At 69.3% G+C, this 25121-nt stretch carries 23 protein-coding genes; 11 read left to right on the forward strand and 12 right to left on the reverse strand.

Going from position 1 to position 25121, the window contains the following annotated elements:
• The first annotated feature begins 17 nt into the window (after positions 1-17).
• Both ACLBW1_RS01675 and ACLBW1_RS01680 read left to right on the forward strand, forming a co-directional pair.
• Complete coding sequence (locus ACLBW1_RS01675) at positions 18-482, forward strand: hypothetical protein (RefSeq protein ID WP_447809710.1); 465 nt, start codon at positions 18-20, stop codon at positions 480-482.
• Complete coding sequence (locus ACLBW1_RS01680) at positions 479-772, forward strand: transcriptional regulator (protein WP_447809711.1); 294 nt, start codon at positions 479-481, stop codon at positions 770-772. The genes ACLBW1_RS01675 and ACLBW1_RS01680 overlap by 4 nt, the downstream gene beginning before the upstream one ends.
• Before the next feature lie 96 nt (positions 773-868).
• On the opposite strand, the gene ACLBW1_RS01685 is transcribed toward ACLBW1_RS01680, so the two are convergent.
• A complete protein-coding gene (locus tag ACLBW1_RS01685; RefSeq protein WP_447809712.1) occupies positions 869-1081 on the reverse strand; it encodes a TOBE domain-containing protein in 213 nt (70 codons plus the stop codon).
• A gap of 229 nt (positions 1082-1310) precedes the next feature.
• On the opposite strand from ACLBW1_RS01685, the gene ACLBW1_RS01690 reads away from it, so the two are divergent.
• The 5 genes from ACLBW1_RS01690 to ACLBW1_RS01710 all read left to right on the forward strand — a co-directional run bounded on the left by ACLBW1_RS01690 (position 1311) and on the right by ACLBW1_RS01710 (position 8191).
• Complete coding sequence (locus tag ACLBW1_RS01690) at positions 1311-2456, forward strand: acyl-CoA dehydrogenase family protein (protein WP_447809713.1); 1146 nt, start codon at positions 1311-1313, stop codon at positions 2454-2456.
• 53 nt (positions 2457-2509) lie between these two features.
• Positions 2510-3271, forward strand: a complete 762-nt coding sequence (locus tag ACLBW1_RS01695; protein WP_447809714.1) for an SDR family NAD(P)-dependent oxidoreductase — start codon at positions 2510-2512, stop codon at positions 3269-3271.
• 11 nt (positions 3272-3282) lie between these two features.
• Positions 3283-4401: a GmrSD restriction endonuclease domain-containing protein gene (locus ACLBW1_RS01700; RefSeq protein ID WP_447809715.1), complete on the forward strand. Its 1119-nt coding sequence runs from the start codon at positions 3283-3285 to the stop codon at positions 4399-4401.
• A 110-nt stretch (positions 4402-4511) separates the two neighbouring features.
• Positions 4512-7439, forward strand: coding sequence for a DEAD/DEAH box helicase (locus tag ACLBW1_RS01705; RefSeq protein ID WP_447809716.1), 2928 nt, complete (start codon positions 4512-4514; stop codon positions 7437-7439).
• On the forward strand, positions 7436-8191 hold the full coding sequence (locus tag ACLBW1_RS01710) for an SWIM zinc finger family protein (protein ID WP_447809717.1): 756 nt from the start codon (positions 7436-7438) through the stop codon (positions 8189-8191). The genes ACLBW1_RS01705 and ACLBW1_RS01710 overlap by 4 nt, the downstream gene beginning before the upstream one ends.
• A 271-nt stretch (positions 8192-8462) precedes the next feature.
• Here the strand turns inward: ACLBW1_RS01710 and ACLBW1_RS01715 are convergent, their stop codons facing one another.
• From ACLBW1_RS01715 to ACLBW1_RS01740, 6 genes are all read right to left on the reverse strand, one after another.
• Complete coding sequence (locus ACLBW1_RS01715; RefSeq protein WP_447809718.1) at positions 8463-9716, reverse strand: FAD-dependent oxidoreductase; 1254 nt, start codon at positions 9714-9716, stop codon at positions 8463-8465.
• Positions 9692-9925, reverse strand: coding sequence for a hypothetical protein (locus tag ACLBW1_RS01720; protein WP_447809719.1), 234 nt, complete (start codon positions 9923-9925; stop codon positions 9692-9694). The genes ACLBW1_RS01715 and ACLBW1_RS01720 overlap by 25 nt, the downstream gene beginning before the upstream one ends.
• A gap of 18 nt (positions 9926-9943) precedes the next feature.
• Positions 9944-11788, reverse strand: a complete 1845-nt coding sequence (locus ACLBW1_RS01725) for an NAD-binding protein (protein ID WP_447811101.1) — start codon at positions 11786-11788, stop codon at positions 9944-9946.
• A gap of 122 nt (positions 11789-11910) precedes the next feature.
• Complete coding sequence (locus tag ACLBW1_RS01730) at positions 11911-12423, reverse strand: hypothetical protein (protein ID WP_447809720.1); 513 nt, start codon at positions 12421-12423, stop codon at positions 11911-11913.
• A gap of 88 nt (positions 12424-12511) precedes the next feature.
• A complete protein-coding gene (locus ACLBW1_RS01735; RefSeq protein WP_447809721.1) occupies positions 12512-13585 on the reverse strand; it encodes a phosphotransferase family protein in 1074 nt (357 codons plus the stop codon).
• Positions 13582-14679, reverse strand: a complete 1098-nt coding sequence (locus ACLBW1_RS01740) for a TIGR03857 family LLM class F420-dependent oxidoreductase (RefSeq protein ID WP_447809722.1) — start codon at positions 14677-14679, stop codon at positions 13582-13584. The genes ACLBW1_RS01735 and ACLBW1_RS01740 overlap by 4 nt, the downstream gene beginning before the upstream one ends.
• 121 nt (positions 14680-14800) lie before the next feature.
• Here ACLBW1_RS01740 and ACLBW1_RS01745 point away from each other — a divergent pair, with 121 nt between their 5' ends.
• On the forward strand, positions 14801-15367 hold the full coding sequence (locus tag ACLBW1_RS01745; RefSeq protein WP_447809724.1) for a DUF305 domain-containing protein: 567 nt from the start codon (positions 14801-14803) through the stop codon (positions 15365-15367).
• Between the two features lie 4 nt (positions 15368-15371).
• Here ACLBW1_RS01745 and ACLBW1_RS01750 read toward each other — a convergent pair whose 3' ends face one another.
• On the reverse strand, positions 15372-15830 hold the full coding sequence (locus tag ACLBW1_RS01750) for a MarR family winged helix-turn-helix transcriptional regulator (protein WP_447809725.1): 459 nt from the start codon (positions 15828-15830) through the stop codon (positions 15372-15374).
• A gap of 131 nt (positions 15831-15961) precedes the next feature.
• On the opposite strand from ACLBW1_RS01750, the gene ACLBW1_RS01755 reads away from it, so the two are divergent.
• Entirely contained in the window at positions 15962-16327 is a 366-nt protein-coding gene (locus ACLBW1_RS01755; protein WP_447809726.1) for a DoxX family protein, read from the forward strand.
• 33 nt (positions 16328-16360) lie between these two features.
• On the opposite strand, the gene ACLBW1_RS01760 is transcribed toward ACLBW1_RS01755, so the two are convergent.
• A complete protein-coding gene (locus ACLBW1_RS01760; RefSeq protein WP_447809727.1) occupies positions 16361-17836 on the reverse strand; it encodes a flavin-containing monooxygenase in 1476 nt (491 codons plus the stop codon).
• Between the two features lie 126 nt (positions 17837-17962).
• On the opposite strand from ACLBW1_RS01760, the gene ACLBW1_RS01765 reads away from it, so the two are divergent.
• The gene (locus ACLBW1_RS01765; protein WP_447809728.1) at positions 17963-19024 is read left to right on the forward strand and encodes an AraC family transcriptional regulator; all 1062 of its coding nucleotides are present in this window, start codon (positions 17963-17965) and stop codon (positions 19022-19024) included.
• Here ACLBW1_RS01765 and ACLBW1_RS01770 read toward each other — a convergent pair.
• A complete protein-coding gene (locus ACLBW1_RS01770) occupies positions 19011-20675 on the reverse strand; it encodes an ABC-F family ATP-binding cassette domain-containing protein (protein WP_447809729.1) in 1665 nt (554 codons plus the stop codon). The genes ACLBW1_RS01765 and ACLBW1_RS01770 overlap by 14 nt on opposite strands.
• Before the next feature lie 121 nt (positions 20676-20796).
• On the opposite strand from ACLBW1_RS01770, the gene ACLBW1_RS01775 reads away from it, so the two are divergent.
• Positions 20797-22146, forward strand: a complete 1350-nt coding sequence (locus tag ACLBW1_RS01775; protein ID WP_447811103.1) for a lipase family protein — start codon at positions 20797-20799, stop codon at positions 22144-22146.
• Positions 22147-22162: 16 nt separating this feature from the next.
• Here the strand turns inward: ACLBW1_RS01775 and ACLBW1_RS01780 are convergent, their stop codons facing one another.
• Together ACLBW1_RS01780 and dnaB are read right to left on the reverse strand one after the other, a co-directional pair.
• On the reverse strand, positions 22163-22633 hold the full coding sequence (locus ACLBW1_RS01780; protein WP_447809730.1) for a DUF4262 domain-containing protein: 471 nt from the start codon (positions 22631-22633) through the stop codon (positions 22163-22165).
• 137 nt (positions 22634-22770) lie between these two features.
• Positions 22771-24981: a replicative DNA helicase gene (gene dnaB, locus ACLBW1_RS01785; protein ID WP_447809732.1), complete on the reverse strand. Its 2211-nt coding sequence runs from the start codon at positions 24979-24981 to the stop codon at positions 22771-22773.
• Between the last annotated feature and the right edge of the window lie 140 nt (positions 24982-25121).

Below are 25121 nucleotides of genomic sequence, written 5' to 3' on the forward strand. Positions count from 1 at the left end.
ACCAGGAAAGAGGCTCTATGAACAACATCGACCCCGAACAGGCTCGCGCGGCGCTCGATTCGGTCGGGCGGGCGCGTGACCGTGTGGCCTCGGAGATCGGCCTGCCGCGCGCCTACTGGTGGTTTCTCGCCGGGGCATGGCTCGCTCTCGGCGTGATCGGTGCCTACGGCCCGGCGTGGGTGGCGACGGTCGCGACCATCGTGTTCGGCGTCGGCCACTCGATCGCCGCATCGCGCCTGCTGGAGGGGCGGAGGCGCACCGCGCAGCTGCAGGTGAGCCGCGAGGTCGTCGACCGCCGCGTACCGGTCGTCGTGGTCGCCATGCTGCTCGCGCTGGTGGGCCTCACGGTCGCCGCCGCGCTGGCCCTCGACGCCGACGGCGCCTCGCATCCGCAATTGTGGGCAGCAGTGTTCGTCGCGGCGGTGGTCGGACTCGGTGGTCCGGAGATCCTGCGCACGCTGCGGCACCGACTGGGCGCATGACGGTCGCGCGTTTCGACGAACTCATCCACCCCAGCACGCGCCTCACGCTGATGGCAACGCTGGCCGCTGCCGACTGGGTGGAGTTCGCCTACCTCCGCGAGCGGCTGTCGATGTCGGATTCCGCTCTGTCCAAACAGCTCTCGACGCTGGAGGGCGCGGGCTACGTCGCGACCGAACGCCCGACCACCGGTTCACGCCGCACGGTTCGCGCCCGCATCACCGACGACGGGCGCGCCGCGTTCAGCGGTCACGTCGCCGCGCTGCAGGCGATCGTGGGCGGAGCCGGTTGACCGGCATGCGTGCGGAGAACTGCCCCGAGACCGCGCCTCGAGGGGAATGTTCCCTCGGAGCGCCTTCTCGGGGCAGTTTTCAGCACGATGTCTGCCTCACTCGACGCCGATGGTCACCTCGGTCGACTTGATCAGCGCGGTCGCAGCCTGCCCGACGGTGAGTCCGAGCTCCTCGACAGCTTCCTTGGTGATCGACGACACCACCGTCTGCCCACCTGGCTCGAGCGCGATCTTCACGGTCGCCATGACCGAGCCCAGCGTGATCTCGGTGATCACGCCGGACAGCTGGTTGCGCGTGGACAGTCTCATCGGTGACGGTTCCTCTCGTGGCGGGCGAACCACGAAACCGCAGCTCACGTCGGCAATCTAGCAACCGCCCGGCATCGTCGACCACCTTCTCCGCTCCCGCGGACAGCGCGCGGCGCAATCACCGCAGGTACCCGCCCGCCGGGCCGTTTTGACCCCGGCACGTCGGTCGCGCAGCATGGTCACATGTGCGGTTACCCGTCGGTAACCCCGCGTCACCTCGAGGAGAACCATGCGCAGGACGCTGTACGGACCCGACCACGTCGCCTTCGGTGAGTCGGCCCAGGAATTCGTCGACCGCTACGTCACACCGCGGCACGAGTCGATCATCGAGCAGCGCTACATCGACCGCGAGATCTGGAAGCGCGCCGGCGAGTCCGGCTTCCTCGGTCTCGAGGTTCCCGAGAGCTACGGCGGCTCCGAGGCCGGCGACTACCGCTTCAACGCGATGTTCACCGAGGTGCTCTCGGGCGTCAGCGCGGCGCTGCCCTCGGCATTCGGCATCCACGTCGACATCGTCGCGCCCTATCTCACCCAGCTCACCACCGACGAGCAGCGACAGCGCTGGCTGCCCGGGTTCTGCACCGGCGACATCGTGACCGCGATCGCGATGACCGAGCCCGCCGCCGGTTCCGATCTCGCCGGCATCAAGACCACCGCGAAGCAGGAGGGCACCGACTGGGTCATCAACGGCTCGAAGACCTTCATCACCAACGGCTACAACGCCGATCTCGTGGTCGCAGCGGTGAAGACCTCCCCGGAGAAGAAGTCCAAGGGCATCACCATGTTCGCGATCGAGAAGGGCATGCCCGGTTTCGAGCGCGGTCGCAAGCTCGACAAGGTCGGCCAGCCCGAGTCCGACACCGCCGAACTCTTCTTCTCCGACGTCCGCGTGCCGGCCGAGAACGTGATCGGCGAGATCGACCGCGGGTTCGTCCACATGATGACGTTCCTGCCGCAGGAACGTCTCAACTGCGCGGTGTCGAACCTGGCGCACGCGAAGGCGTTGTTCGGCGAGACCCTCGCCTACGTCAGCGAGCGGAAGGCTTTCGGACAGGCCGTCGGGTCGTTCCAGTTCAACAAGTTCACCATCGCCGAACTGGCCACGAAGATCGATGTCACGCAGGCATTCGTCGACGCGTGTGTCAGCGCCCACGCCGACGGTGAGCTCTCGGCCGCCGACGCCGCCAAGGCCAAGTGGTGGACCGCCGAGATCCAGAACACGATCCTCGACACCTGCCTGCAGCTGCACGGTGGCTACGGGTTCATGAACGAGTACCGGATCGCCCAGGCCTGGAAGGACGCGCGCGTCACCAAGATCTGGGCCGGCTCGAACGAGATCATGAAGGAGATCATCGGCCGCGATCTCGGTCTGTAGTCGGCGTCGAGGTAGCGTCCCACGCGGGGGCCCGACCACACGAGGAGACATTGGTGTCCGTTCTCGACATGTTCCGACTCGACGGCAAGGTCGTCATCGTCACCGGCGCGTCCGCCGGTCTCGGTGTCGCGTTCGCGAAGGCATCGGCCGAGGCGGGTGCATCGGTGGTCCTGGCGGCACGTCGGGTCGAGAAGCTCGCCGAGACGAAGTCGCTGGTCGAGTCGACCGGAGCGAAGGCACTGACGGTCGCCACCGACGTCGCCGACCCCGAGGCGTGCGCCGCCCTCGTCGAGGCCGCGATGACGGAGTTCGGTCAGGTCGACGTCCTGATCAACAACGCCGGCGTCGGCACCGCGGTGCCCGCGACGCGCGAGACCGTCGATCAGTTCCGCTCGGTCATCGACATCAACCTGAACGGTTCGTACTGGACGGCGCAGGCCGCGGGCAAGGTGATGGCGCCGGGCAGCTCCATCATCAACATCGCGAGCATCCTCGGGATCACCACCGCCGGGCTGCCCCAGGCTGCGTACGCCGCCAGCAAGGCCGGAGTCATCGGCCTCACCCGCGATCTCGCGCAACAGTGGGGAACCCGAAAGGGTATCCGCGTCAACGCGATCGCGCCCGGGTTCTTCGCCTCGGAGATGACCGACCAGTACCACGACGGCTATCTCGAATCGCAGCAGCCGCGCCAGTTGCTGGGCCGCACCGGCGACCCCGCCGAGCTCGCCGCCACCGCGGTATGGCTCGCCTCACCCGCCGGTGGATACGTCACCGGCCAGACCATCGTCGTCGACGGTGGCGTGTCGATCACATAGCGCGCCAGGCCATGTCGACCAACGACCCCGGCGGCCCGCCCGACTGGACACGCCCCGACGGATACAAGACCGGCAGTGCGTCGACGTCGCGGCGCCGACGTCGGTGGCCGTGGATCGCACTCGGTGCGGTCGGCGCGGTCGTCGCCGTCGGCCTCATCGCGCCCGACGACACCAGGCAGTCGTCGGATCAGGCCGCGGCAGTGGTCGCGACACCGTCGGGTGTGGACGGGACGAGCTCTGCGCCCTCGAGTTCGGTACCTACGACCGCGGCCTCCGAACCGCCGGCACCGGCGCCGTCGAGCGCGGCTGCCGTCGGGTCGAACTCACAGGCCCAGGCGGCGCTGACGCAGCTCGACGGGCTGGCGGTGAAGGGGCGGGCACCCAAGACCGGTTACAGCCGAACACAATTCGGACAGGCGTGGAGTGACGACGTGGACGTCGAGGGGGGCCGGAACGGCTGCGACACCCGCAACGACATCCTCCGCCGCGACCTCACCGGCATCACGGTGCGGTCAGGCACCCGCGGGTGTGTGGTGCTCAGTGGGACGCTCGCCGATCCCTACACCGGCACGTCCATCGCCTTCACCCGTGGCGCGCAGACCTCCGACGACGTGCAGATCGACCACGTGGTCGCGCTCAGCGACGCGTGGCAGAAAGGGGCACAGCAACTCTCGGCCGGCAAGCGCCGCGACCTCGCGAACGACCCCCGCAACCTGCAGGCCACCGATGGCCCGACCAATCAGCGCAAGGGCGACGGCGACGCCGCCACCTGGTTGCCGCCCGACCGCGCGTTCCGCTGCACGTACGTGAGCAGGCAGGTGCAGGTGAAGTCGCTGTACGGACTGTGGGTCACCCAGGCCGAGAAGGACGCGATCACCCGGGTCCTGACATCCTGCGGCGCCGTCGCGGCGCCCACCCAGGCACCCGCGACCGAGACGCGCACCCAGACGCCGGTTCCTCGACCCACACCTCGCTACACCCCACCTCCCCCGGCCATCCCGGATCGCGGCGATGTCTATTACGCGAACTGCGCGGCGGTGCGCGCGGCGGGCGCCGCCCCGATCCGTCCAGGCGACCCGGGGTACAGCACCAAGCTCGACCGGGATCGCGACGGGGTGGGCTGCGAATAGATCGACCGACATCGTCCGTCCTGACGGCCGGCTCCGGCATATCGCCGGAGGTGGGCCCCGGATCGGACGATCTCGGTGACAAGAGTCCGGCGTCGGTGGCCCATGCCAGGATGGAATCCGTGACCTCCGCCGCGTCGACGCACGCCCTGTGGCGTCCCGGCATCGGGTTGTCGCTGTGGTTCACCGACCCCGAAGGATCACCCACCGCCGCACCTGACCCGGCCGCGCTCCCCGAACCGGTCGCCGAGATCGTCGCCGGACGCACCCTGCGGCGCACCATCACGGTGAACGGCCCCGGTGAGGGCACCGTGCGCCAGGTCGCGTCGTTGACGCTGGGGCCGGCGGCCGCGACCGAACTCCTCGATGCTGCCGACCTGTCGACGTCCGGTGAGCTCGCGTACTACGCGTACCTGGCGGCGTCGGTGCGACGATTCGTATCGGCCGGGTCGGTGGCACCGGCGCTGGCGTGGTCGGCGGGCAATTGGTCGACCCGCTGGGTACCGCTGCCCGGCATTCCCTGGCGGGCGTGGCTGTCGGGAGCGGTCTCCGCCGCGCCGCCGGTGTTGATCGCGAACGGCGGCGCCGAATCGGTTCTCGACTTCTGTCGCGAGATCACCGATCACGAGTGTCGGCGTCGATGTGAAGGCCTGTCGCACGGCGTGTTCCGGTCGTCTCTGGTGCGATCGCTGCTCCCCGGATCCGATGACGAACTACCGATGTCGTCGGACCGTGCGTCGGCGGCGTCGACCGCGTGGCAGGAGTGGGCCGACGGCGTTCGCGAGAACGAGAGCGCGTTGGTGTTGCGGCTCCATGAACCGGAGTACCCCGACGAGGAGAACCCGTACACCGTTCCCGACGACCGCTGGCGGCTGCAGGTGTGTCGCCGTGGCACCGACGGTCTCGACGCCCCGATCGATCTCCACCGCCTCGGCCCGCACGAACTCGACGAGGTGACCACCGAGATCGCGGGCGCGGTGCGGGCTTTCGACGGGTTGTCCCGTGCTGGACATGACCGTGCGACGCTCGACTTCCTGCTGGACACCGATCTGGTCACCGAGCTGCTCGACACGGGTGCCGAGCTGCTTGGGAAGGCCGGCATCGTCGTGCTGCTGCCCCGCACCCTGGCCGCCGTCACCCCCACGCTGTCACTGAGAGGACGGACCGGGGTCGGCGCGACCGTCGAGCGCTCGGTGATGGTGGGTCTGTCGGAGATCCGGGACTTTCAGTGGCAGTTGGCGATCGGTGAGGATGTCCTCGACGAGGGTGAGCTCGCGTCGCTCGCCCAGGAGAAGGGTGGTCTCGTCCGTGTGCGCGGCGTGTGGATCCGGGCGGAGGGCTCGGCGCTGAGCCGGGCCGCGGAGTTCATCACCACCCAGCGGGCGTTGGCCGCCGCCGGCGAGCCCCCCGACATGGGTGAGCTGTTCGGCCTCGTCACCTCCGGTGCCGACCGCCTGGGCATACCGGTCACGTCGGTGTCGGGCCTGTCGTGGCTCGACGAGATCGCGGCCGGCGGCACCCTCACCCCCGAGCCGCTCGACGCCCCCACCTCGCTGGCCGCCGAGCTCCGGCCGTACCAGCATCGCGGGATGGAGTGGCTCGCACACCTGGCGTCGCTCGGCATCGGCGCCGTCCTCGCCGACGACATGGGTCTGGGCAAGACCGTCCAGGTGATCGCCCTGCTGTGCAGGGAGCGCGAGAACGCCGAGCCCACAACGGACCAGCAGCGATCGAAGCCCACGCTGATCGTGTGTCCGATGTCGGTGGTCGGCAACTGGGAACGTGAGATCGCCCGCTTCGCACCACATCTGCGTGTACTGGTCCACCACGGCCCCGGGCGATCACGGCGCGACCCGTTCACCGCCGCCGCGCTCGCCTCCGAAGTCACCATCACCACCTTCGCGATCGCCACCCGCGACGCCGAGTCACTCAAGACCGTCGCGTGGCGTCATGTCGTGGTCGATGAGGCGCAGCACATCAAGAACGTCGCGACGGCGGCGTCGCGCGCGGTGCGGAGTATCCCTGCACAGCAACGGATTGCGCTCACCGGGACACCCGTCGAGAATCGGCTCGAGGATCTGCGCGCGGTGATCGACCTGGTCAACCCCGGCCTGCTCGGCTCGCCGTCGGTGTTCAAGGCGCGCTTCGCCGAATCCATCGAGCGCGAACGTGATCCGGAGGCCGCACGCCGACTGAACGCGATCACCTCGCCGTTCATCCTGCGTCGGGTGAAAACCGATCCCACGATCATCGCCGACCTTCCCGAGAAGACCGAGCTCACCGTGCGCGCCAACCTCACCGTCGAGCAGGCGGCGCTCTACCGCGCCGTCACCGACGACCTGATGCAGGCTCTCGATCGTGGGAAGTCAGTATCCGCCGGCAGCGATGGACACCGCGTGCGAACGGTTCTCGCGGCACTGACCCGACTGAAGCAGGTGTGCAACCACCCGGCGCACTTCCTCGGAGACGGCTCGGCCCTCGTGCGGCGCAACGCCCACCGGTCCGGCAAGCTCGAACTTCTCGGCGACATCCTCGGCAACATCGTGGCCGACGGCGAACGGGCGCTGATCTTCACCCAGTTCACGGCGTTCGGCGAGATGCTGGCGCCGTGGTTGTCGAAGGTGTGCGGAGACGACGTGTCTTTCCTGCATGGCGGTCTCTCGCGCACGGCGCGCGATCGGATGGTCGCCGAGTTCCAGGACGCAGCCGGTCCACCGGTGCTGATGGCGTCGCTCAAGGCCGGTGGGACCGGACTCAATCTCACCGCCGCGAACCATGTGGTGCACCTGGATCGTTGGTGGAATCCGGCGGTCGAGGCCCAGGCGACCGATCGCGCCTACCGCATCGGGCAGACCAAACGGGTCGAGGTGCGGACGTTCGTGTGCGTCGGGACGATCGAGGAACGCATCGACGCGATGATCACCGACAAACGTGCACTCTCCGACCTCACGGTCACCGCCGGGGAGAGCTGGCTCGGCCAGATCGACGACGATCAGCTCTACGACCTCATGCGCCTTCGTGACGAGGCGGTGGGCGAATGAGTCGCCGCAAGAAGGACGCACCTGTTCGCGGATACGGGCTCACGGCGTGGTCGCGGGCGGTGCTCGCGGTCATCGACCGGCCCGAGGACACCCGCCGAGTCACGAAGGCCCGCGGCTATTTCCGAGACCGTACGATCCTCGATGTCCGTGTACGCCCCGGCATGGTGACCGCTCTCGTCCAGGGCAGCCAGGTGGAGCCGTTCGAGACCTCGCTGACGATGCGGACCGTCGAACCCGACACCGTCGTGGCCCTGCTCCGGGAGAAGGGTGCCACCGAGGACCTGCTCGCCGTCGCACGCGGTGAACAACCGCGCACCCTCGGTTCGTTGGTGCTGCCCACCGAGCCCGCCGACGTCCGCGGCGACTGCAACTGCCCCGACGACGAGCCCCGGTGCATCCACGTTCTGGCGCTCGGATACGAGATGGCCGCCCGGATCGACAAGACGCCGTCGGTCGCGCTGACGATGATGGGGGCCGAGATCGCCACGCTCCTCGCTCATCTGCGTGACGACACCGACGAGCCGCCCCGACCGGCCCGTGTCCGTGCACCCGAGGTCGTGGACTTCTACGGTGCGGGATTCGCTCCACCGCCCCTGCCGAGCCCGCCGTCGATCGACGTGTTCGCCGATCTCGATGTCGCGGGCCTCAACCGGGCCCTGCGGATGTCGGGCGTCGGCCCCCTCGACGTCGGCGAGGTCACCGACGAGCTCGCCGAGCTCTACGCGCGCCTCACCCGCACCCCGCCCGCCTGACCCCAGTTGGGCCGTCGTTTCCGCCAGCTGGGCCGTCGTTTCCGCCAGTTGGGCCGACGTTTCCGCCAGCTGGGCCGTAGTTCCCGCCAGCTGGGCCGTAGTTCCCGCCAGCTGGGCCGACGTTCGCGTCAGTTGGGCCGACATTTGTCGTTGTCGGCGTCGAGGAGCTCGCGCACCCAGCCAGCGGCACGCCCGCGTGATCAAACATCGTTGGCCCAACGGACGGGAACAAGGGCCCAACCGGCGGGAACGACGGCCCAACTGGCGGGGGTCAGGCGGTGAGCAGTCTCGCGACCTCTGTGGCGGCGCGTCCGCCCGAGACGAGGGCACCCTGGATCGACGGGGTGTCGCGGTGATCGCCCGCGAGCACGAGACGTTCGCCGAGCCGAAGGGGGCGCTGCAGCGGGGTGCCGGCCGCCTGGGTGGGCAGCGCGCGGCGGACGTCGTGCCGTGTGATGACCCGCCACGACGCGGTGCTGGTGCGCCACAGCCGATCGAGCTCGCCACGAACCTGCGTCTCTGCGGCGGGGCCGGCGTCGTCGAGCAGCGTCGTCGCCTGCACGAGCGTCTTGCCCGGAGGCGCGTAACCCGGTGCGATGGAGCTCATCTCGGCGGTGTTGACCACGACACCACCGACCCCGGACACGCGCAGGAAGGTGTCGGGGGCGAGGCCGTCGGCCTCGAACCACCATGTGGAGAGCCCGCGCATCGGCGACGTCGCGCTCCCGGTGAGGTCGGATGCGTCCACCGAGTCGGTGGCCACCACCACCGCGCGCGACCGCACCGTCGCACCGTCTGCGGTGCGGATGGAGGGCTCGGTTCCGTCGGTGATCTCCGCGACGGGGGTCGAGTAGGCGATGTCGACCCGAGCGGCGCGGGCGAGCTGTTCGGGGAAGGCCTGCATCCCGGTGTCGGGGACGCCGGGGGTGGCGAGGAGGAAGCTGCGCAGGACGAGGCGAACGTAGCGGTCGGAGGTGTCACCGACGCCGTCGGCGAGCACACCGCTGAGGAACGGTGCCAGCAGCGAATCGCGCAAAGGTCCGTTCAGTCCGAGACGATCCCAGTCGTCGGCGAGGGCGGCGTCGGGTGCGGCCGCCAGTCTGCGGACCGGTCCGAGGGCCGGCAGCGCCCACCGCACGGCCCCGGCCACCGCGCGAGGACGCAGCAGGCCGACACCGAAGGCCGACCGCACCGTCTCCGGCAGCAACCTGGGGTGCCGGGTCGGATCGGCGATCGTCCGCGCCCGGGCCGAATCGTCGACGATGCGCACTCCCCGACCGGCGACGCGCAGATCGAGTGCACCGACGTCGACGTGCCGCTTCACCGCCGGGTACGAAGGATTGAGAAGCTGAAATCCGCGGTCACAGCGGAATCCGTCGATGACGTCGGTGCGGATGCGGCCACCGGGTACGGCCTCCGCCTCGAGCACGCGCACCGACAGCCCGCGCAGTCGCAGCGCCGCCGCGCACCGCAGACCCGCGATCCCCGCACCCACCACGATCACGTCCGCATCGATGTCGCCCATGCCTCATCGATACCACCTGCGCGGCCACCCGAGACGCATCGAGTGGGCAGTTGCGGGCATCGAGCGGGCAGGAACTCGTGCTCGTGCGCCACGGCGTGGCCGGCCTTCCCTGGCCCGATCACCTCGTGCCCGATGGATGCGAACAACTGCCCGATCGACGGGGTCACCTGCCCGATCGACGGCGCCACCTGCCCGATCGACGCCGTCAAGTGCCCGATCGACGGGGTTTACTGCCCGATCGACGGGGACCGTCGGGCGTCGGAGGCGGCGCGCTGGTGTTCGAGCACGGCGAGCAGTTCCCGGTAGGGCCCCACGACGAAGGCGTCGTCACCCGACGCGAACTTCGTGCCCCGGCGCGGCGGGTACTCGAGTTCGCCCGCGCCGCCCTCACCGGACGCGCGGCGGATCGCGATCACGCGGGTGTTCGCCGACAGCTCGCGCATCTCGACCCCGACGAGCCCGCCGTCGGCCCGGATGCGCACCCGTCCGACCATGAACGATGTCGACTGCACCGAGAACGTGCCGAGGATCTCCAGGCCCAGTGCGGCACCGATGAACCAGGGCGCGGCCAACTCCGCGGTCGAACGGACGTGGCGGAACCCGAACCGTGCGGCGACGGCGTCTCCCATGCCGCGGTCGAACACCCTCAGCACCACGGGCACCGGGCGGTGCTGCCCGCCGGCGAATCGGTCGCCGAGGGCACCGCGTACGGCGATACCGGTCTCGATGTTGATCACGTCGTCGCTGGTGAGCACGGCGACCGCGGCCGCACGATGCACCCGCGCGTCGGAGAGTGTCTCGGCGACGGTGGCGTCCCCCACGATCACCGGTATCCCGGCCTTCGCCGCGGCGGACAGGAAACGGTTCGACGACGACCGTTCGACGACAACCACGTCGCGGCCGCGCGAGCGGAGCTCCCGGGCGACGCGGATCCCGAACGCGCCCAGTCCGACCACCACGACGTGTCCGGTCATGAACCGGGCGCGCCGCCGACCGGCCGCCTCGGCGATGCGTCGAGAGATGAGCAGCTCGGCGAGGAACGCCATGATCATCGCGGTGGTGGTGAGGCCCGCGAACATCAGCACGATCGACCAGATACGCAGGGCCGGAGGTTGATCGGCGAAGTTGAAGTCGCCGTAGCCGACGGTGGCGACGGTCTCGGTGCTGAAGTAGATGGCGTCGAGAACACTCATCCCCGGCTTCTGGTACCCCAGCCGCAGCACCGTGGTCGACAGCGCGAGGAGGAAGAACAACACGCCGATCATGCGGAAGAAGTTCGGATTGGCGTCTTCTCGGAAACCGCGGATGGCCGCCCGGATCCGCTGTGGCCGCGAGGGACGTCGGGCAGGTGCGACCGCAACGTCGTCATCGAGATGATCGGGGGCCGCGGTGATGCCGTGGGCGGCGAGTTCATCGGTGGTCCCGAGCAGCGTCACGACATCCCCGACGAGAACGGGGTGATCACGCCCCGGGCACAGCACGGTCGTCGGTGGCGCCTGCGACACCGCCGAGGTGTGGGTGGACACCGCCAGTGGCGCGAGGTCACCGAACTGTTCGCGGAGCGTGCCCGCCTGCCGCGCGGTGACGGTGGTCGCCACGAAATCGATTCCGGCGGCGTCGATGTGGTGGTCACCGATGCCGAGGCACGCCTCGATCACCGAGGGTGCGGCGAGATCGGCGACGTCGAGCACCGCTCCCGGGGTCGACCCGTCGTCCATCGCGCCGGCGACCGTCGCGTTCGAGAGCTGGGTGATCACCCGGACGTCGGCGCGCAGTTGCCCTGCCACCAGCGCGGTCTCGAGGTTGTGCAGCTCGTTCTCCTCGACGCAGACCACTGCGACGGCCCCGGCGATCCCGGCGTCGACGAGCGCGTCGGCGACTCCCACGACGGCCGTGTGCACCCTGATGCCCCACCGGGCGACGGCCGCGTCGAGGGCGGGGTCGGCGGTGCGCACCACGACGACGACCTGTTCGCCGGCGTCGAGGAACCCGTCGATGATCGGCACCGCGATACCGGCGAAGCCGCAGACGATCACGTGCCCCGACGGCGGTGCCTCGGTGGCGGGCGACACCGTGCGGGGCCCATGCCCCGGCTGTAGCTGCGCCACGTGTCCACCTCCGCCGTCACTCCCCGGTGGAGTGACCTTACGACGGGAAGTGGGTGATCAGCGCGCCGTGGTGGAGGATTCGGCTCTCATGCCAGGGACGACGGCAGGTCGAGCACGTGGGTGAACGCCAGCAGCGACGGGTCATGGCGCCACAGGAAGGTCGCCGCCGCGCGGGAGAGCGCGAGCGAGTCGCACCGCCACGGCGCGATGTCGGCGCAGCACGCCCTCCCGGTCAGCACGAGGGTGTGCAGGCGCGGGGTGGTCGTGAGCGCGGTGTCGCAGTGGGTCAGCAGGTGTCGGTCGCGGGTGGAGGCCAGTGCGCCGAAGGTGAACCCGGTGAGGTCGGATGCCTCGAGTGCGTCGCGGAGATCGTCGGTGACGGCGTAGAGGTTGCGACTGGCGACGACCGCGGTAGTGATCGGGTATTCGATCGCGACGTGTCCGGACAGGGCGCGCGGCGGGTTGTGGGTGCGGTCCCACGATGCGGTGAGCAGTCGGATCGGGGCGGGCGGGCGGAGCCGGAAGTGCCGCGGACCGTCGGCGGCGGCGAGGCTGCGATGGATGTTCGGCGAGACGGCGGGGGCGACCGAAGTTGTCATGATTCATGGGTACGCCGACGCCCCACCGTCCGGGAGTCGTCACCGCGTAAAGAATCGGCGGTCGACGTCAAGAACTCGCAAAGCCTCGTCAGGCGCCGCGCGCGAGGCCCACGGTGCCGAGTTCCCGGATGGCCGCGCAGGAGCGGCGCACCATCGTCGCGAACATCGCATCGCCTCGCGGTGACCGGGTGCCGTAGGCGCAGCCGAACACCGCGACGAGCGGTCCCTGGATCATCGCGAACCGGTAGTCGTCCCAGCATTCGTCGCGGTCGTGGGCGGCGACGCCGTGGCCCATCAGCGCCCGGTGATAGGCGTCGACCAGGTCCGCCTCGGCGGCCCGCCGGGGTCCGGGGTCGAGCGCGGTGCCGACGAAGAACGCGAGGTCGCGCGCGGGGAGACCGATCCCGACGGTCTGCCAGTCGACGGCGAGCACCTCGGTGTCGGCGGCGTCGAACATGAGGTTGTCGAGCCGGTGGTCTCCGTGAATGAGCGCGAAGCGTTCCGACCGCGCGAGACTCCACCGCTCGATGACGTCACCGACCTCGCGGAGGGTGTCGATGTCGGCGGCGGTGAGCTGCTCGCCGACCGCCTCGAGGAACAGATCGACCGTCGACGGGTACAGCTCGGCGAGCATCGACGCCTCCGCGGGTCCGTTCACGGTCAGCGCGGGGACGTCGGGCGAGGTCGGTGTGAGCAGCGTCGGATCGCACCATCGGGGGCCGTGCAGTCCGGCGAGGTTGCGTACCGCGATGAGCGCGGCGGCGCGTGAGCAGCCGGCGATCTGATCGCCCTGATGGTGGGCGTACAGGTCGGCCAGCAGCAGCGTGAACTCACTGCCGGTGTCGTTCATGATCGCGAGATGGCAGGCGGGAACAGTGATCTCGACCGTGTCGGCGAGGTGGGCGTAGAAGCGGACCTCGGCGGCGTAGGCGCCGGCGATCATCTCGCGGGCGGCGGGGTCGGCGGCGGGGAGCTTCGCGACCACGCTCGGCGGCACCACACCCGCGTCGACGCCGGGCCCGGTCATGGTGATGCGATGACACGACGCGATCTGCCCGGTCCCGATCCGTTCGGTGGTCACCGTCTGCACCGATGCGCCGAACACATCCGAGAGCCAGTGCGGGGTAATGGCATCGACGTCGGTCACGAGGTCGACGGTCACCGCACTCTCCCCGGGTTCGCGGCGGCACGCGCGCACCGCGCAGGCGCGAGCGTCGCCCATGCGGGCAGCAGTGGTGCGATCTCGGCGGGTGTGGCGCCGTGGAGGATCACGCTGTCGACTCCGGCGTCGAACTGGTCGAGGATGCGGCGGGCGCAGCGCGACGCCGATCCGGTGGCCGCAGCGGACATCCACTCGACGGGGAGCAGTGAGGTGAGATGCGCGATGTCGTCGGGCGTGGCGTCGGCGTCGAACGCGCCCGAGAACGCCTGCACCCGTTCGTCGGCTCGGAAGTCGGCCAGTCGCTGTGGGTCCCAGCCGTTGGTGCGCACGAGGAGATCGCCGTAGCCCTGCAGGTATGTCGCGAGCCGTCCGACGATGCGTCGGGTGCGGTCGGGCTCGGGCACCCAGTCGCCGACGGTGGCGAGGACCGACCAGATCCGGATGGCGCCCGGATCGCGTCCGGCGCGCAGCGCGGCGTCGCGGATGACGCGCACCTGTCGCGCGACGGTGTCGTCGGTGAGGAAGGTGTGCAACACGACCCCGTCGGCGATCCGGCCCGCGAGGCGCAGGGTGGCGTCACCGATGGCGACGAGAACGATCGGGATGTCCTCGTTCGCATCGATCTGCAACCGCAGGAACGGGAATCGGCCCGCGGGGCCGTCGTGATCGACGATCGACTCCCCTCGCCACAACCTTCGCAGCAGCTGGACGGCGTCGACGATCTGCGCGGAGGCGATGCGTGGAACGTTCATCAGGTCGAACAGCACGTCGAAACCACGGCCGAGACCGAGAGCGAACCGCCCCTGGCTCATCCGGTGGGCGGTGACCGCCATCGTCGCGGTCACCAGCAGATGCCGGGTGTTGTGATTGGTCGCTGCGGTCGCGACGCCGATCCGTTCACTCGACGCGGCCGCCGCACCGGCGAGAACCCCCGCGTCCTTCGTCGAGTACCGCTCGGACAGGAACACCGAACCCATGCCGAGGGCGTCGGCGGCGCGAACCTCGTCGAGGAGGTCCCTCGGGGAGTCGGTGTGCCCGGCGAGTCCATAGAAGCCCAGTTCGGCGTGCTGCGGCCGGGCCTGCTCGATAGGCATCAGCGTGTCTCCATCCTCGTCGCGGCCATCTCGCCCAGCTCCACTTGGACAACCGACTGGACAGCAGTCTAGCGACGACGGCGTCGCCCCAGGGCACTTTCGACAGGGGCACACTGGACTGATGAGTACCGACGTCCGTTCGACACGTCTCCGATCGGCGCTCGTCGCCGCCGTCCTCACCGTGATCGGCGCGGTGCTGGTGTCGGCGTGCGGGAGCGACCCGGGGCCCGCCGCCACCCACAACGCCACCGACGACGCCTTCGTGGTGGCCATGGCACGCCACCACCAGCGTGCGATCGAGGTCGGTGAGCTCGCCGCGGAGCGCGGCACCGATCGCCGCGTGGCCGACTACGGGCGGTTGATCGTGTCTCAGCAGACACCGGAGTTGCAGAAGCTCAACGGGTGGAGTGGTCACTGGGCACTGCCCTCGGCCGACCCGGATGCGGCGATGCCCGACGGGTACATCACCGACGCCGCCCTGGCCGGCCTGCGGGAGCAGTCCGGTGTCGCGTTCGACAGGGCGGTCCTGCTGGCCTCGGCCGACAGCGAGACCGGGGCGGCGGCGATGGCGCAGCGCGAACTGGCGTCGGGGGTCTACGGTCCCGCCCGAGGACTCGCGGCCTCGATCGCCACCGCGCCCACCACCCAGATACCGAAACTGCGTGCTCTGGCAGCGCAACTGGGCTAGCCGATCAGCCCTTCAGCTGGGGGATGGGGCCCGCGAGCAGTTCGAGGGCCGCAGCGAGCGCCTCGGCATCGACGGCGCGCAGCGGATCGAGCACGCGCGTGCGCACGCTCGCCAGGTGCGCGGGGTAGGCCGCTTCGAGTCGTTCGAAACCGGCGTCGGTCAGCACCGCGCTCATCCCGCGTCGATCGCAGCCGTCGCGCATCCGCGTCGTGTCGCCGCGCGCGGTCAGCGCTGCGATCAACCGCGTCATCCGACTCGCCGACAGACCCACCAGCGACGCGAGCTCGGTCATCCGACACCGCCGGCCGGGTGACTCGGACAGGATGACGAGAACCTGATACTCGCCGAGGGTCAGCCCCGACTCCCGCTGTAGATCGGTTTCGAGGTCGCGCGGGACCACGACCAACGCCCGCGCGAGAGCACGCCACACGCGACCCTCGACGTCGTCGAGTGGTTCGGTCACGTACATCACCTCCGGTTCGTCGCCCTGCACAGCGATCGTACTTGCGTAGGCAAGTAAATCCTGCGACAGTACTTGCCTACGCAAATACATAGGTCGCAGTCCCGCGAACCCATGTCGTCGACAGGAGTCCCATGTTCATCACCGCCGCCATCCTCAGCGTCGTACTCGCCCTGGTCAGCCTCGGTGCCGGCGCACCCAAGGCACTGTTGAAGGGGCCTGCGGTCGAGCAGCTCTCCGGGCGCGGCCTGAGCGCGTCGCTCATCCGGTTCATCGGCGCGGCGGAGGTCGCCGGCGCCGCCGGCCTGCTGATCGGCCTCGCCTGGCACCCGATCGGCATCGCCGCCGCCATCGGTCTGCTGATCGTCTTCATCGGCGCCACGGTGTTCCACGCCCGCAACGGCGACTACGCGAACTCCGAGACCCGCGGTGCGTCGCTGCCGTCGGTGGTGCTGGCGATCGTGTCGCTCGCGGTGGTCATCACCCTCGCCGCGGCCTGAGTCCCGTTCTCGCACAGACCTTCATGGGAGGCCTCAGGCCGAGCGGTCGGTGGGTGTCCACTCGAACTCCGAGGAGTCGAGTGAGCGCATGACCCGGATGTAGTGCGCGGTCGACGCAGGCCAGTTGTTGGTGTTGCGGCCCGAGGCGGTGCGGTACCAACTGGTGCATCCCTGCTCCCACACCGTCTTCGACAGCGCCGTCTGCAGGGCGATGTTCGATCGCCGCTCGACGTCGGCCTTCACCTGCAGTGCTCGTGCCCGGCCGCTGTCGAGTCGCTCGACCGCCTGCACGACATACTTCATCTGCGCCTCGAGCATCAAGATGATCGAGGTGTGGCCGAGGTTCGTGTTGGGGCCGTAGAGCAGGAACATGTTGGCGAACCCGTGCACACTCACCCCGAGGTGGGCCTGCGCGCCGTCATCCCACTCACGGTGCAGGTCGACGCCCTGCGCGCCGGTGACCGTGATGCCGCGCAGGAAGTCCGTCGCGTGGAACCCGGTGCCGTAGACGATGGTGTCGGCCTCCACGGCGGTCCCGTCGGTGAGGCGGACGCCGTCGGGGGTGATCCGGTCGATCGGCGTGGTGGTGACGGTGACGTTCGGTCGGTCCAACGACGCGAGGTAGTCGTTGGAGATGAGGATGCGCTTGCAGCCGATGGGGTGATCGGGCGTGACGGCGGCACGCGTCGCGGGGTCGGTGATCTGGCGGCGCATGTGCAGACGCGATCGCAGGCCGACGATCTTGAGGAGCGCCGGGAACTTGGTGAACCCGATCGATCGCGGTTCCAACGTCGCCCAGGTGAGCCAGCGTGAGAGTCGTTGTAGCGCAGGGACGCGCCCGAACAGTGTCCGGACCCACCGCGGGTACGCGTAGTCGGCCTTCGGGATCACGAACGGGGCGCTGCGCTGCAGCAACGTGAGGTGGCCGACCTGTTCGGCGAGACGTGGGACGAACTGGATGGCCGAGGCGCCGGTGCCGATCACCGCGACCCGCTTGCCCGTGAGATCGGCCTCGTGATCCCAGCGCGCCGAGTGGAACAGGCTGCCCCGGAACGACTCCGCGCCCTCGATGGCAGGGATCGCGGGGTTGCTGAGCTGACCGCAGGCGAACACGACAACGTCGTGCACGGTCTCGGTGCCGTCGTCGAGGCGCACGGTCCACGACGCGGTCGTGTCGTCGAAGGTCGCCGCGGCGACGCGACTGCGGAAACGGATGTGCGGTCGGAGCTCGAAACTGTCGGCGACCGACCTGAGGTAGTCGAGGATCTCGGGCTGCGGGGCGAACCGTCGCGACCACCGCGCGCTCGGGGCGAACGAGAACGAGTACAGGTGCGAGGGCACGTCACACGCCGCGCCGGGGTAGGTGTTCTCCCGCCAGCACCCGCCGACGTCGTCGGCCGCCTCGAACAGCACGAAGTCGTCGTGGCCGGCGCGACGAAGGGTCGCCGCCATACCCAGTCCTGCGAAGCCGGTGCCGATGATGGCCACCGACTGTCCTCGAACGCTCATGTCCTCACCACTTCGTCCTGTGATCGCCACCCGACGCCGCCGTCGTGCGATGTCCTTCGAGGCTAGCGACCTCCCCGGCCACCGAACATGCGATTCGCGGCCAAGAAGTTACTAGAATTGACCACCATGACCCGCGCAGACGATCCCTCGTGGACGGTCCTGCGATCGGCACCGGGCTCGAAGCTCCTGCTCGACTTCGCGATCGAGCACGGGATCGGCGAACAGGAGATGTTGAGCGGCACAGGCATCGCTCCCGGCACCGTCATCGCCTCGATCACCGCCGAGCAGGAACTGACGATGCTCGAGACACTGGCCGCCCGGCTCGGCGGGGTCGAGGGACTCGGAGCCCTCCTGGGGCAGCGCTACCACCTCACCACCTACGGGCTGTGGGGATTCGCGATGATCAGCAGCGCCACGCTCCGCGAGGCGATCGTCGTCGGTCTGCGGCTGGTCAACCTCACCTTCGCCTTCTGCGACATCCGATTGCGCGATGCCGACGCCGACGGTCTCGCGGCACTGGTCCTCACCGTGGAGGACGGTGTGCCCGAGGGTGTCCGCCGTATCGTCTGCGACCGCGACATCGCCGCCATCCGGGTCATCGCCCACGAGATCATGGGCCGCGAACTGTTCGCCGAGGCCGTCACGTCCACCTTCGCCGAACCCACAGACACCTCGCCCTACGAGGCCGCCTTCGGGCTGCCACCGCGGTTCGACGCGTCGGAGAACGCGATCTGGTTCCCGGCCGCACTGCTGGACATGCCGCTACCGCAGGCGAACGCGTTGGTCGCTGCCGAGATCGGCGAACAGTGCCGAGCGCTTCTGCAGGCGCGCAGGGTGCGCGTGGGGATAGCCGCACGTGTGCGCGATCTGGTGTCGGCCGCGCCCTCGGATCCCCTCACGCTGGCGCGCGCGGCGCACGAGCTGCACACCTCCGAGCGCCACCTGCGGCGGACGCTCGCGCACGAGGGGACCACGTTGCGACGCATCGTCAACGAGGTCCGCGAGGACATGGCCACCGAGCTGCTCTGTGTCACGGGCCTGTCGGTCGCCGAGACCGCGCGGCGCCTGGGTTATGCAGAGGTGTCGAGCTTCTCGCAGGCCTTTCGACGGTGGAAGGGCATGGGGCCGAGGGCATATCGCCGGGAGCGGTCGGGCGCGGGCCGATCGGTTCCGATCACCGCTCGCTGACCTGCCCGTCGAGTACCGACCATGCTCGGTCGCAACGGACGGTGTCGAGCATCCGCCGGTCGTGGGTCACCAGCAGCAGCGTGCCGGTGTAGCTGTCGAGCGCCTGCTCGAGCTGCTCGATGGCGGGTAGGTCGAGGTGGTTGGTCGGCTCGTCGAGCACCAGCACGTTCGTGCCCACGGCCTGCAGCAGGGCGAGACCGGCGCGGGTGCGCTCACCCGGAGACAGGTCGTCGACCGCGCGCTCGACGTGATCCGCGCGCAGACCGAACTTCGCCAGCAGGGTCCGCACCTCGGCGGTGGGCCAGTCGGGTACGTGGCTCTCGAATCGGTCCACCAGTGGTGTGGTCCCGGTGAACTCGGCACGGGCCTGGTCGATCTCGCCGATCGCCACGTTCGCACCGAGGCTGGCCCTCCCGGAATCGGGGGTCTGGCGACCCAGGAGCAGTCGCAGCAGGGTCGACTTGCCGGCCCCGTTTGGTCCGGTGATGCCGATGCGCTCTCCCGCGTCGACCTGCAACGACACCGGTCCGAGGGTGAAGTCGCCCTGGTGCACCACGGCTTCACTCAGCGTCGCGACCACCGAACTCGACCGTGGTGCGGCGCCGATCGTGAACTGCAGTGCCCATTCTTTCCGCGGCTCGGCGACCTCCTCGAGCCGCGCGATGCGGCTCTCCATCTGCCGTACCTTCTGCGCCTGCTTCTCGCTCGACTCCGCGGCCGCCTTGCGCCTGATCTTGTCGTTGTCGGGTGACTTCTTCATCGCGTTGCGTACGCCCTGACTCGACCATTCGCGTTGTGTCCTGGCGCGATCGACGAGATCGGCCTTCTTCTCGGCGAACTCCTCGTACTCCTCACGCCGGTGTCGTCGGGCGGTCTCACGTTCTTCGAGGTAGCTGTCGTATCCGCCGCCGAACACCGTCGTCGTGTTCTGGGCCAGGTCGAGCTCCAGGACACGGGTCACGCTGCGCGCGAGGAACTCTCGATCGTGGCTCACGAGGACCACACCGCCGCGGAGCTCGCGGACGAACGTCTCGAGCCGTTCCAGTCCGTCGAGGTCGAGATCGTTGGTCGGCTCATCGAGCATCACGATGTCGAAGCGCGACACCATCAGCGCCGCGAGTCCGACGCGCGCCGCCTGTCCGCCCGAGAGTGAGGTCATGGTGGTGGTCGCGGGATCGACGGCGCCGGAGTCGAGACCGAGGTCGGCCAACACCCCGGGTAGGCGTTCCTCGAGATCGGCTGCGCCGGTGGCGAGCCAGTGATCGAGGGCCACCCCGTAGGCGTCGGCCGGGTCGACTCCCGGTGTCGCCGCGTCGGGGTCGGCGAGGACCGCAGCCGCGGCGTCCATGGCGGCGGTCGCCTCGGCGCACCCGGTCCGGCGTGCGATGTAGCCCGCCACGGTCTCGCCGGGCACCCGTTCGTGCTCCTGCGGGAGCCAGCCGATGAACGCGTCCGCCGGAGCCAGGCTCACCGTGCCCTCGAGCGGTTCGAGCACACCGGCGAGGATGCGCAGGAGAGTGCTCTTGCCTGCGCCGTTCGCGCCGACGACACCGACGACGTCGCCGGGGGCGACCGTGAGATCCAGACCGTCGAAGAGGGTGCGATGGGCGAAACCGCCGGCCAGGTCCTTCGCCACGAGCGTTGCGGTCATGGGTACATCCTCACACCCGCACCCCCCGGCCCTGCACAGCGATCACGGGCGTCGGACGCATGTGGGTTACCGTCGATGAATCGACACGACCGCGTGTCCGATATACACCGAGGACGTCCCCATCTCCGCTCACGATTCCGCAGCCGCCTCGCCCGAGAGCCCGTTCGTCGCCTCGCACGACGGCGCCGCTGCTCACCGCAGGCCTCTGTTGCCCGCCGACGACCCGTTCTATCGCGCCGCCGCCGGGTTCGAGGACACCGCGCCCGGCACGGTTCTGCGATCACGGGACGTCACACTGGGATTCCTGGGCGTGGTCCGGCAACAGATCCGCGCGACCCAGCTGGCATTCCGTTCCACCGACTCCGACGGCGCCCCGATGGTCGCGGTGACCACGGTCCTCCTCCCCTCCGATCGGAACCCGCAGGCGCCGTGTCCGATCGTGTCCTACCAGTGCGCGATCGACGCCATCACCGGCCGCTGTTTCCCCTCCTACGCGCTACGTCTGCGGGCCAAGGCCATCGGCGCGCTCCCGCAGTTCGAGTTCCTGCTCATCGCGGCTCTGCTCGCCGAGGGGTGGGCGGTGTCGATCCCCGATCACGAAGGGCCCCGCGGCCTCTGGGGCATACCGCGCGAGCCCGGGCACATCGTGCTCGACGGCGTCCGCGCCGCGTTCGAGCACGCGCCACTGGGGTTGGACCGCGACGCACCGGTCGGGTTCTGGGGGTACTCCGGCGGCGGACTCGCGACCGCCTGGGCCGCGGAGATGTACGCCGAGCACGCCCCCGAACTCAACGTAATTGGCGCCGTACTCGGTTCTCCGGTCGGAGATCTGGGCAAGACCTATGTGCGCCTCAACGGCGGTCTGTTCTCGGGTTTGCCCGCACTCGTGGTCGGCGCCCTGCAGCACGTCTATCCCGAACTGCACAGCATCATCGAGCGCCACACCACCCCGAAGGGACGGATCGCGCTGGCACGACTGCAACGTGCCACCACCGTCGAGGCCGTGGTGCGCTTCATGTTCACCGACATGGGCGACATGCTCGACCGGCCGCTCGCGGACATCCTCGCGACACCCGAGGTCAAGGCGGTCTTCGACTCCATCCGCCTGGGGCGTTCGGCGCCGGCGATGCCGGTCCTCATCGTGCAGGCGGTCAACGACCGGATCATGTCGGTCGACGACATCGACGAACTGGCGCGCACCTACGCCGCGGGCGGCACCAGCGTCACCTATCACCGCGACCGTTTCAGCGAGCACATGCTGCTGCACCCGATGTCGGCGCCCACCGCCCTGCGGTGGCTGCGCGACCGGATCGACGGCCTTCCGATCGACGAACGCCGACTGCGCACCACCTGGCCGACGCTGCTCAACCCGAGCACCTACCGCGGCATGGTGCGTCTCGGCGCGATCTCGGCTCGCGTCGTCACCGGCCGCGCCATCGGCCGCCGGGAGCTGTCCGAGTTCGATCGTTGAACCGCCTGACGCCCGGTCATCTCGGCGGTGCGCCCTTGAGTGGCTGGACGAACGGGTCGAGCGAGTAACCCGGCTGCCACGGGAACCGATTGCGTCGGTCGGGGAACACCACCTGCATCGCCGAGAACGTCGAGTACAGCGACCGCGTCTGGAACATGTCGGCGGTGTCGTCGGCGTCGATGACGACGACGTCGTGATCGGCCAGCACCGCAGCCATTGACGTCCCGTTCCTGATGTCCTCGCCGGCGACGAGTCGTTCGGCGACGGTGTTGAGGACAACCCCCGAAATCCGTTGCGGCAGGCCGTAGATCATCAGTTCGGGCCGGCCCAGCGAGGTCAGGCCCGTCGTGTAGGCGAAGGGCGGCTCGTCACGTTCGCTCCCCGCCATCACCGCCAGGACGTGCCAGTATCCCTGCGCGACGAACGACAACGCGTCCCCGATGCCACCGTCGCTCTCGCCGCTACAGCAGTCGCAACCCTCGATCATGTTCTCCCCCGGCGTTTCTCAGTGTGTGGGGGTGAGCGTAGGGCAGGAGACCGACAGTGACGGGGCGGCGACACCGCCACGACGGCGGTTGTCCACAGCAACGCGCCGCGACGCGCATCACCGACGTGTGTGATCGCTCAGCCGCGGGCCATGTTGACGAAACGGCTGAGGTGCAGCTGGTGGGCCACCGTGATGGTCGCGGTGGGACCGTTGCGGTGTTTGCCGAGGATGATGTCGGCCTCCCCGGCACGGGGGTCGTCACGCTCGATGGAGTCGGGACGGTGCAGCAGGATCACCATGTCCGCATCCTGCTCCAGCGAGCCCGACTCACGGAGATCGGACACCTGCGGGCGCTTGTCGGTGCGTTGCTCGGGCCCGCGGTTGAGCTGGCTGATCGCGACGACGGGGACCTCGAGTTCCTTGGCCAGCAGCTTGAGCTGGCGGGAGAACTCCGAGACCTCCTGCTGGCGTGACTCGACCTTCTTGCCCGACGTCATCAGCTGCATGTAGTCGATGACCACCAGCCGCAGATCGTGGCGCTGCTTGAGCCGCCGCGCCTTCGCGCGGATCTCCATCATGGTGAGGTTCGGGGAGTCGTCGATGAACAGTGGCGCCTCGCTGATCTCACCCATGCGGCGGGCGAGGCGGGTCCAGTCGTCGTCGGTCATGCGGCCCGACCGCATGTCGGCGAGCTTGATGTTGGCCTCGGCCGAGAGCAGTCGCATCACGATCTCGGTCTTGCCCATCTCCAACGAGAACATCGCCGAGGTCATCTGATTGGTGATCGAGCAGCTGCGGAGGAAGTCCATCGCGAGCGTCGAATTGTGGGTCGGCACCATCGACTCGCCGGCGAGATACATGTGGGCGTCGTTGTCGACCTGCACGCACCGGACCGGCACGCTGTCGACGGCGCGGATGTCGACGATGCGGCGCAGCCCCGACGGACGGCGTAGTTCCTTGTGGCGAATCGCCTTGCGGTGCAGGGTGAAGACGTCGTCGTCGGCGTCGACGCGCAGCCAGCCGGTGGCGGCGCGACGGTAGGAGTAGCCCAGTCCCGCGACGAGATCGGCGATCACCGCGCTCATGTGTTGCGTCGCTGCGGGGACGGTGATCCAGCCGTCCTCGTCGACGATGCCGCGGGCGTCGAGGAGTCCGGCGAGCAGCGCACGGCGCTGGGCGATCGACCCACGTAAATACTCGTACGGGATACGACCACCGAGATCCGACATGAGCGCCATCACGTCCACGGGACCCTCGGCGTCGATGCGCATCGCGATCTCGGGATCGTCGAAGGCCATGCCGGCCAACGCCGCAACGGTGTACGGGCCGTAGCCGAACCGACGACGTGGCAGCTCCAGCGGCTCGGCGTTACGCACCGACACCGCCCCGACCTGCCCGATGAGCGCGGTGGTGGTCTGCACCGAACGTGCGCCGTCGGATTCGGTGAGCCACTGGTGTTCGGCATCGGCGACGAGCACCGAACCGTCGGAGAACTCGACCTCGAAGCAAGGACGTTCGGTCATCACGTCGGTAGCCGCCACCACGCGGGTGGGTGCACCGGACGCGTCGATGAGCGTGTCGCCGACCCTGACCTCACCCATCGTGGTCCAGCCGTTGGGCGTGGGCAGCGGGGTGTCGAGGGCGAGCGCCTTGCCGACACCGGGACGCGCGGCGACGATGATCATCTGCCCGGCGTGCAGGCCGTTGGTGACGGCGTCGAGATCGGTGAAACCCGTTGGTACACCGATGGAGATGCCGCCACGCGAGGCGATGGAGTCGATCTCGTCCATCGTGGGCTGCAAGAGCTCCTCGAGCGGGACGTAGTCCTCTGCGGTGCGCCGCTCGGTGACCTCGTACACCTCGGCCTGTGCGCGGTCGACGACCTCGGCCACGTCCTGGCCGTCGTCGCCTCCGTAACCGAACTGCACGATGCGGGTGCCGGCCTCCACCAGACGCCGCAGGATCGCCTTCTCGGCGACGATCTGGGCGTAGAAGCCGGCGTTGGCCGCGGTGGGGACCGTGGAGATCAGCGTGTGGATGTAGGGCGCGCCGCCGATCCTGCGCAGCTCGCCCTTGCGCTCGAGTTCGGCGGAGACGGTCACCGCGTCGGCAGGCTCACCCTTGCTGTACAGATCCAGCACGGCGTCGTAGACCGCCTGGTGGGCCGGGCGGTAGAAGTCGCCCGGGCGCAGCACCTCGAGGACGTCGGCGATCGCGTCCTTCGAGAGCATCATCCCGCCGAGCACGGACTGCTCGGCCATGAGGTCCTGCGGCGGCTGGCGGCCGAAGTCCTCCGAGGGCGGCGGCTCGTCGCGCGGCGAATGCCCGCGATCGTCCACTACTGCCACGACTCATCCTCCCGACGTCTCACTGCGCTACCACTGCACCGGCGGCGTTCCGCCGTGGGCGATCATCGTCGCCCCCCACCTCGAGGTCACCTGTGGGTGAGTAGTACACCGCGAGTCCGACATCTCCGCGCGGGAGAACA

The sequence above is a fragment of the Williamsia sp. M5A3_1d genome (genome assembly GCF_053345315.1).

Coding starts and splice junctions, on each gene's coding strand:
- ACLBW1_RS01675 (WP_447809710.1), top strand. CDS start 18: ATGAACAACATCGACCCCGAACAGGCTCGCGCGGCGCTCGATTCGGTC.
- ACLBW1_RS01680 (WP_447809711.1), top strand. CDS start 479: ATGACGGTCGCGCGTTTCGACGAACTCATCCACCCCAGCACGCGCCTC.
- ACLBW1_RS01685 (WP_447809712.1), bottom strand. CDS start 1,081: ATGAGACTGTCCACGCGCAACCAGCTGTCCGGCGTGATCACCGAGATC.
- ACLBW1_RS01690 (WP_447809713.1), top strand. CDS start 1,311: ATGCGCAGGACGCTGTACGGACCCGACCACGTCGCCTTCGGTGAGTCG.
- ACLBW1_RS01700 (WP_447809715.1), top strand. CDS start 3,283: ATGTCGACCAACGACCCCGGCGGCCCGCCCGACTGGACACGCCCCGAC.
- ACLBW1_RS01705 (WP_447809716.1), top strand. CDS start 4,512: ATGGAATCCGTGACCTCCGCCGCGTCGACGCACGCCCTGTGGCGTCCC.
- ACLBW1_RS01710 (WP_447809717.1), top strand. CDS start 7,436: ATGAGTCGCCGCAAGAAGGACGCACCTGTTCGCGGATACGGGCTCACG.
- ACLBW1_RS01715 (WP_447809718.1), bottom strand. CDS start 9,716: ATGGGCGACATCGATGCGGACGTGATCGTGGTGGGTGCGGGGATCGCG.
- ACLBW1_RS01730 (WP_447809720.1), bottom strand. CDS start 12,423: ATGACAACTTCGGTCGCCCCCGCCGTCTCGCCGAACATCCATCGCAGC.
- ACLBW1_RS01740 (WP_447809722.1), bottom strand. CDS start 14,679: ATGCCTATCGAGCAGGCCCGGCCGCAGCACGCCGAACTGGGCTTCTAT.
- ACLBW1_RS01745 (WP_447809724.1), top strand. CDS start 14,801: ATGAGTACCGACGTCCGTTCGACACGTCTCCGATCGGCGCTCGTCGCC.
- ACLBW1_RS01755 (WP_447809726.1), top strand. CDS start 15,962: ATGTTCATCACCGCCGCCATCCTCAGCGTCGTACTCGCCCTGGTCAGC.
- ACLBW1_RS01760 (WP_447809727.1), bottom strand. CDS start 17,836: ATGAGCGTTCGAGGACAGTCGGTGGCCATCATCGGCACCGGCTTCGCA.
- ACLBW1_RS01765 (WP_447809728.1), top strand. CDS start 17,963: ATGACCCGCGCAGACGATCCCTCGTGGACGGTCCTGCGATCGGCACCG.
- ACLBW1_RS01770 (WP_447809729.1), bottom strand. CDS start 20,675: ATGACCGCAACGCTCGTGGCGAAGGACCTGGCCGGCGGTTTCGCCCAT.
- ACLBW1_RS01780 (WP_447809730.1), bottom strand. CDS start 22,633: ATGATCGAGGGTTGCGACTGCTGTAGCGGCGAGAGCGACGGTGGCATC.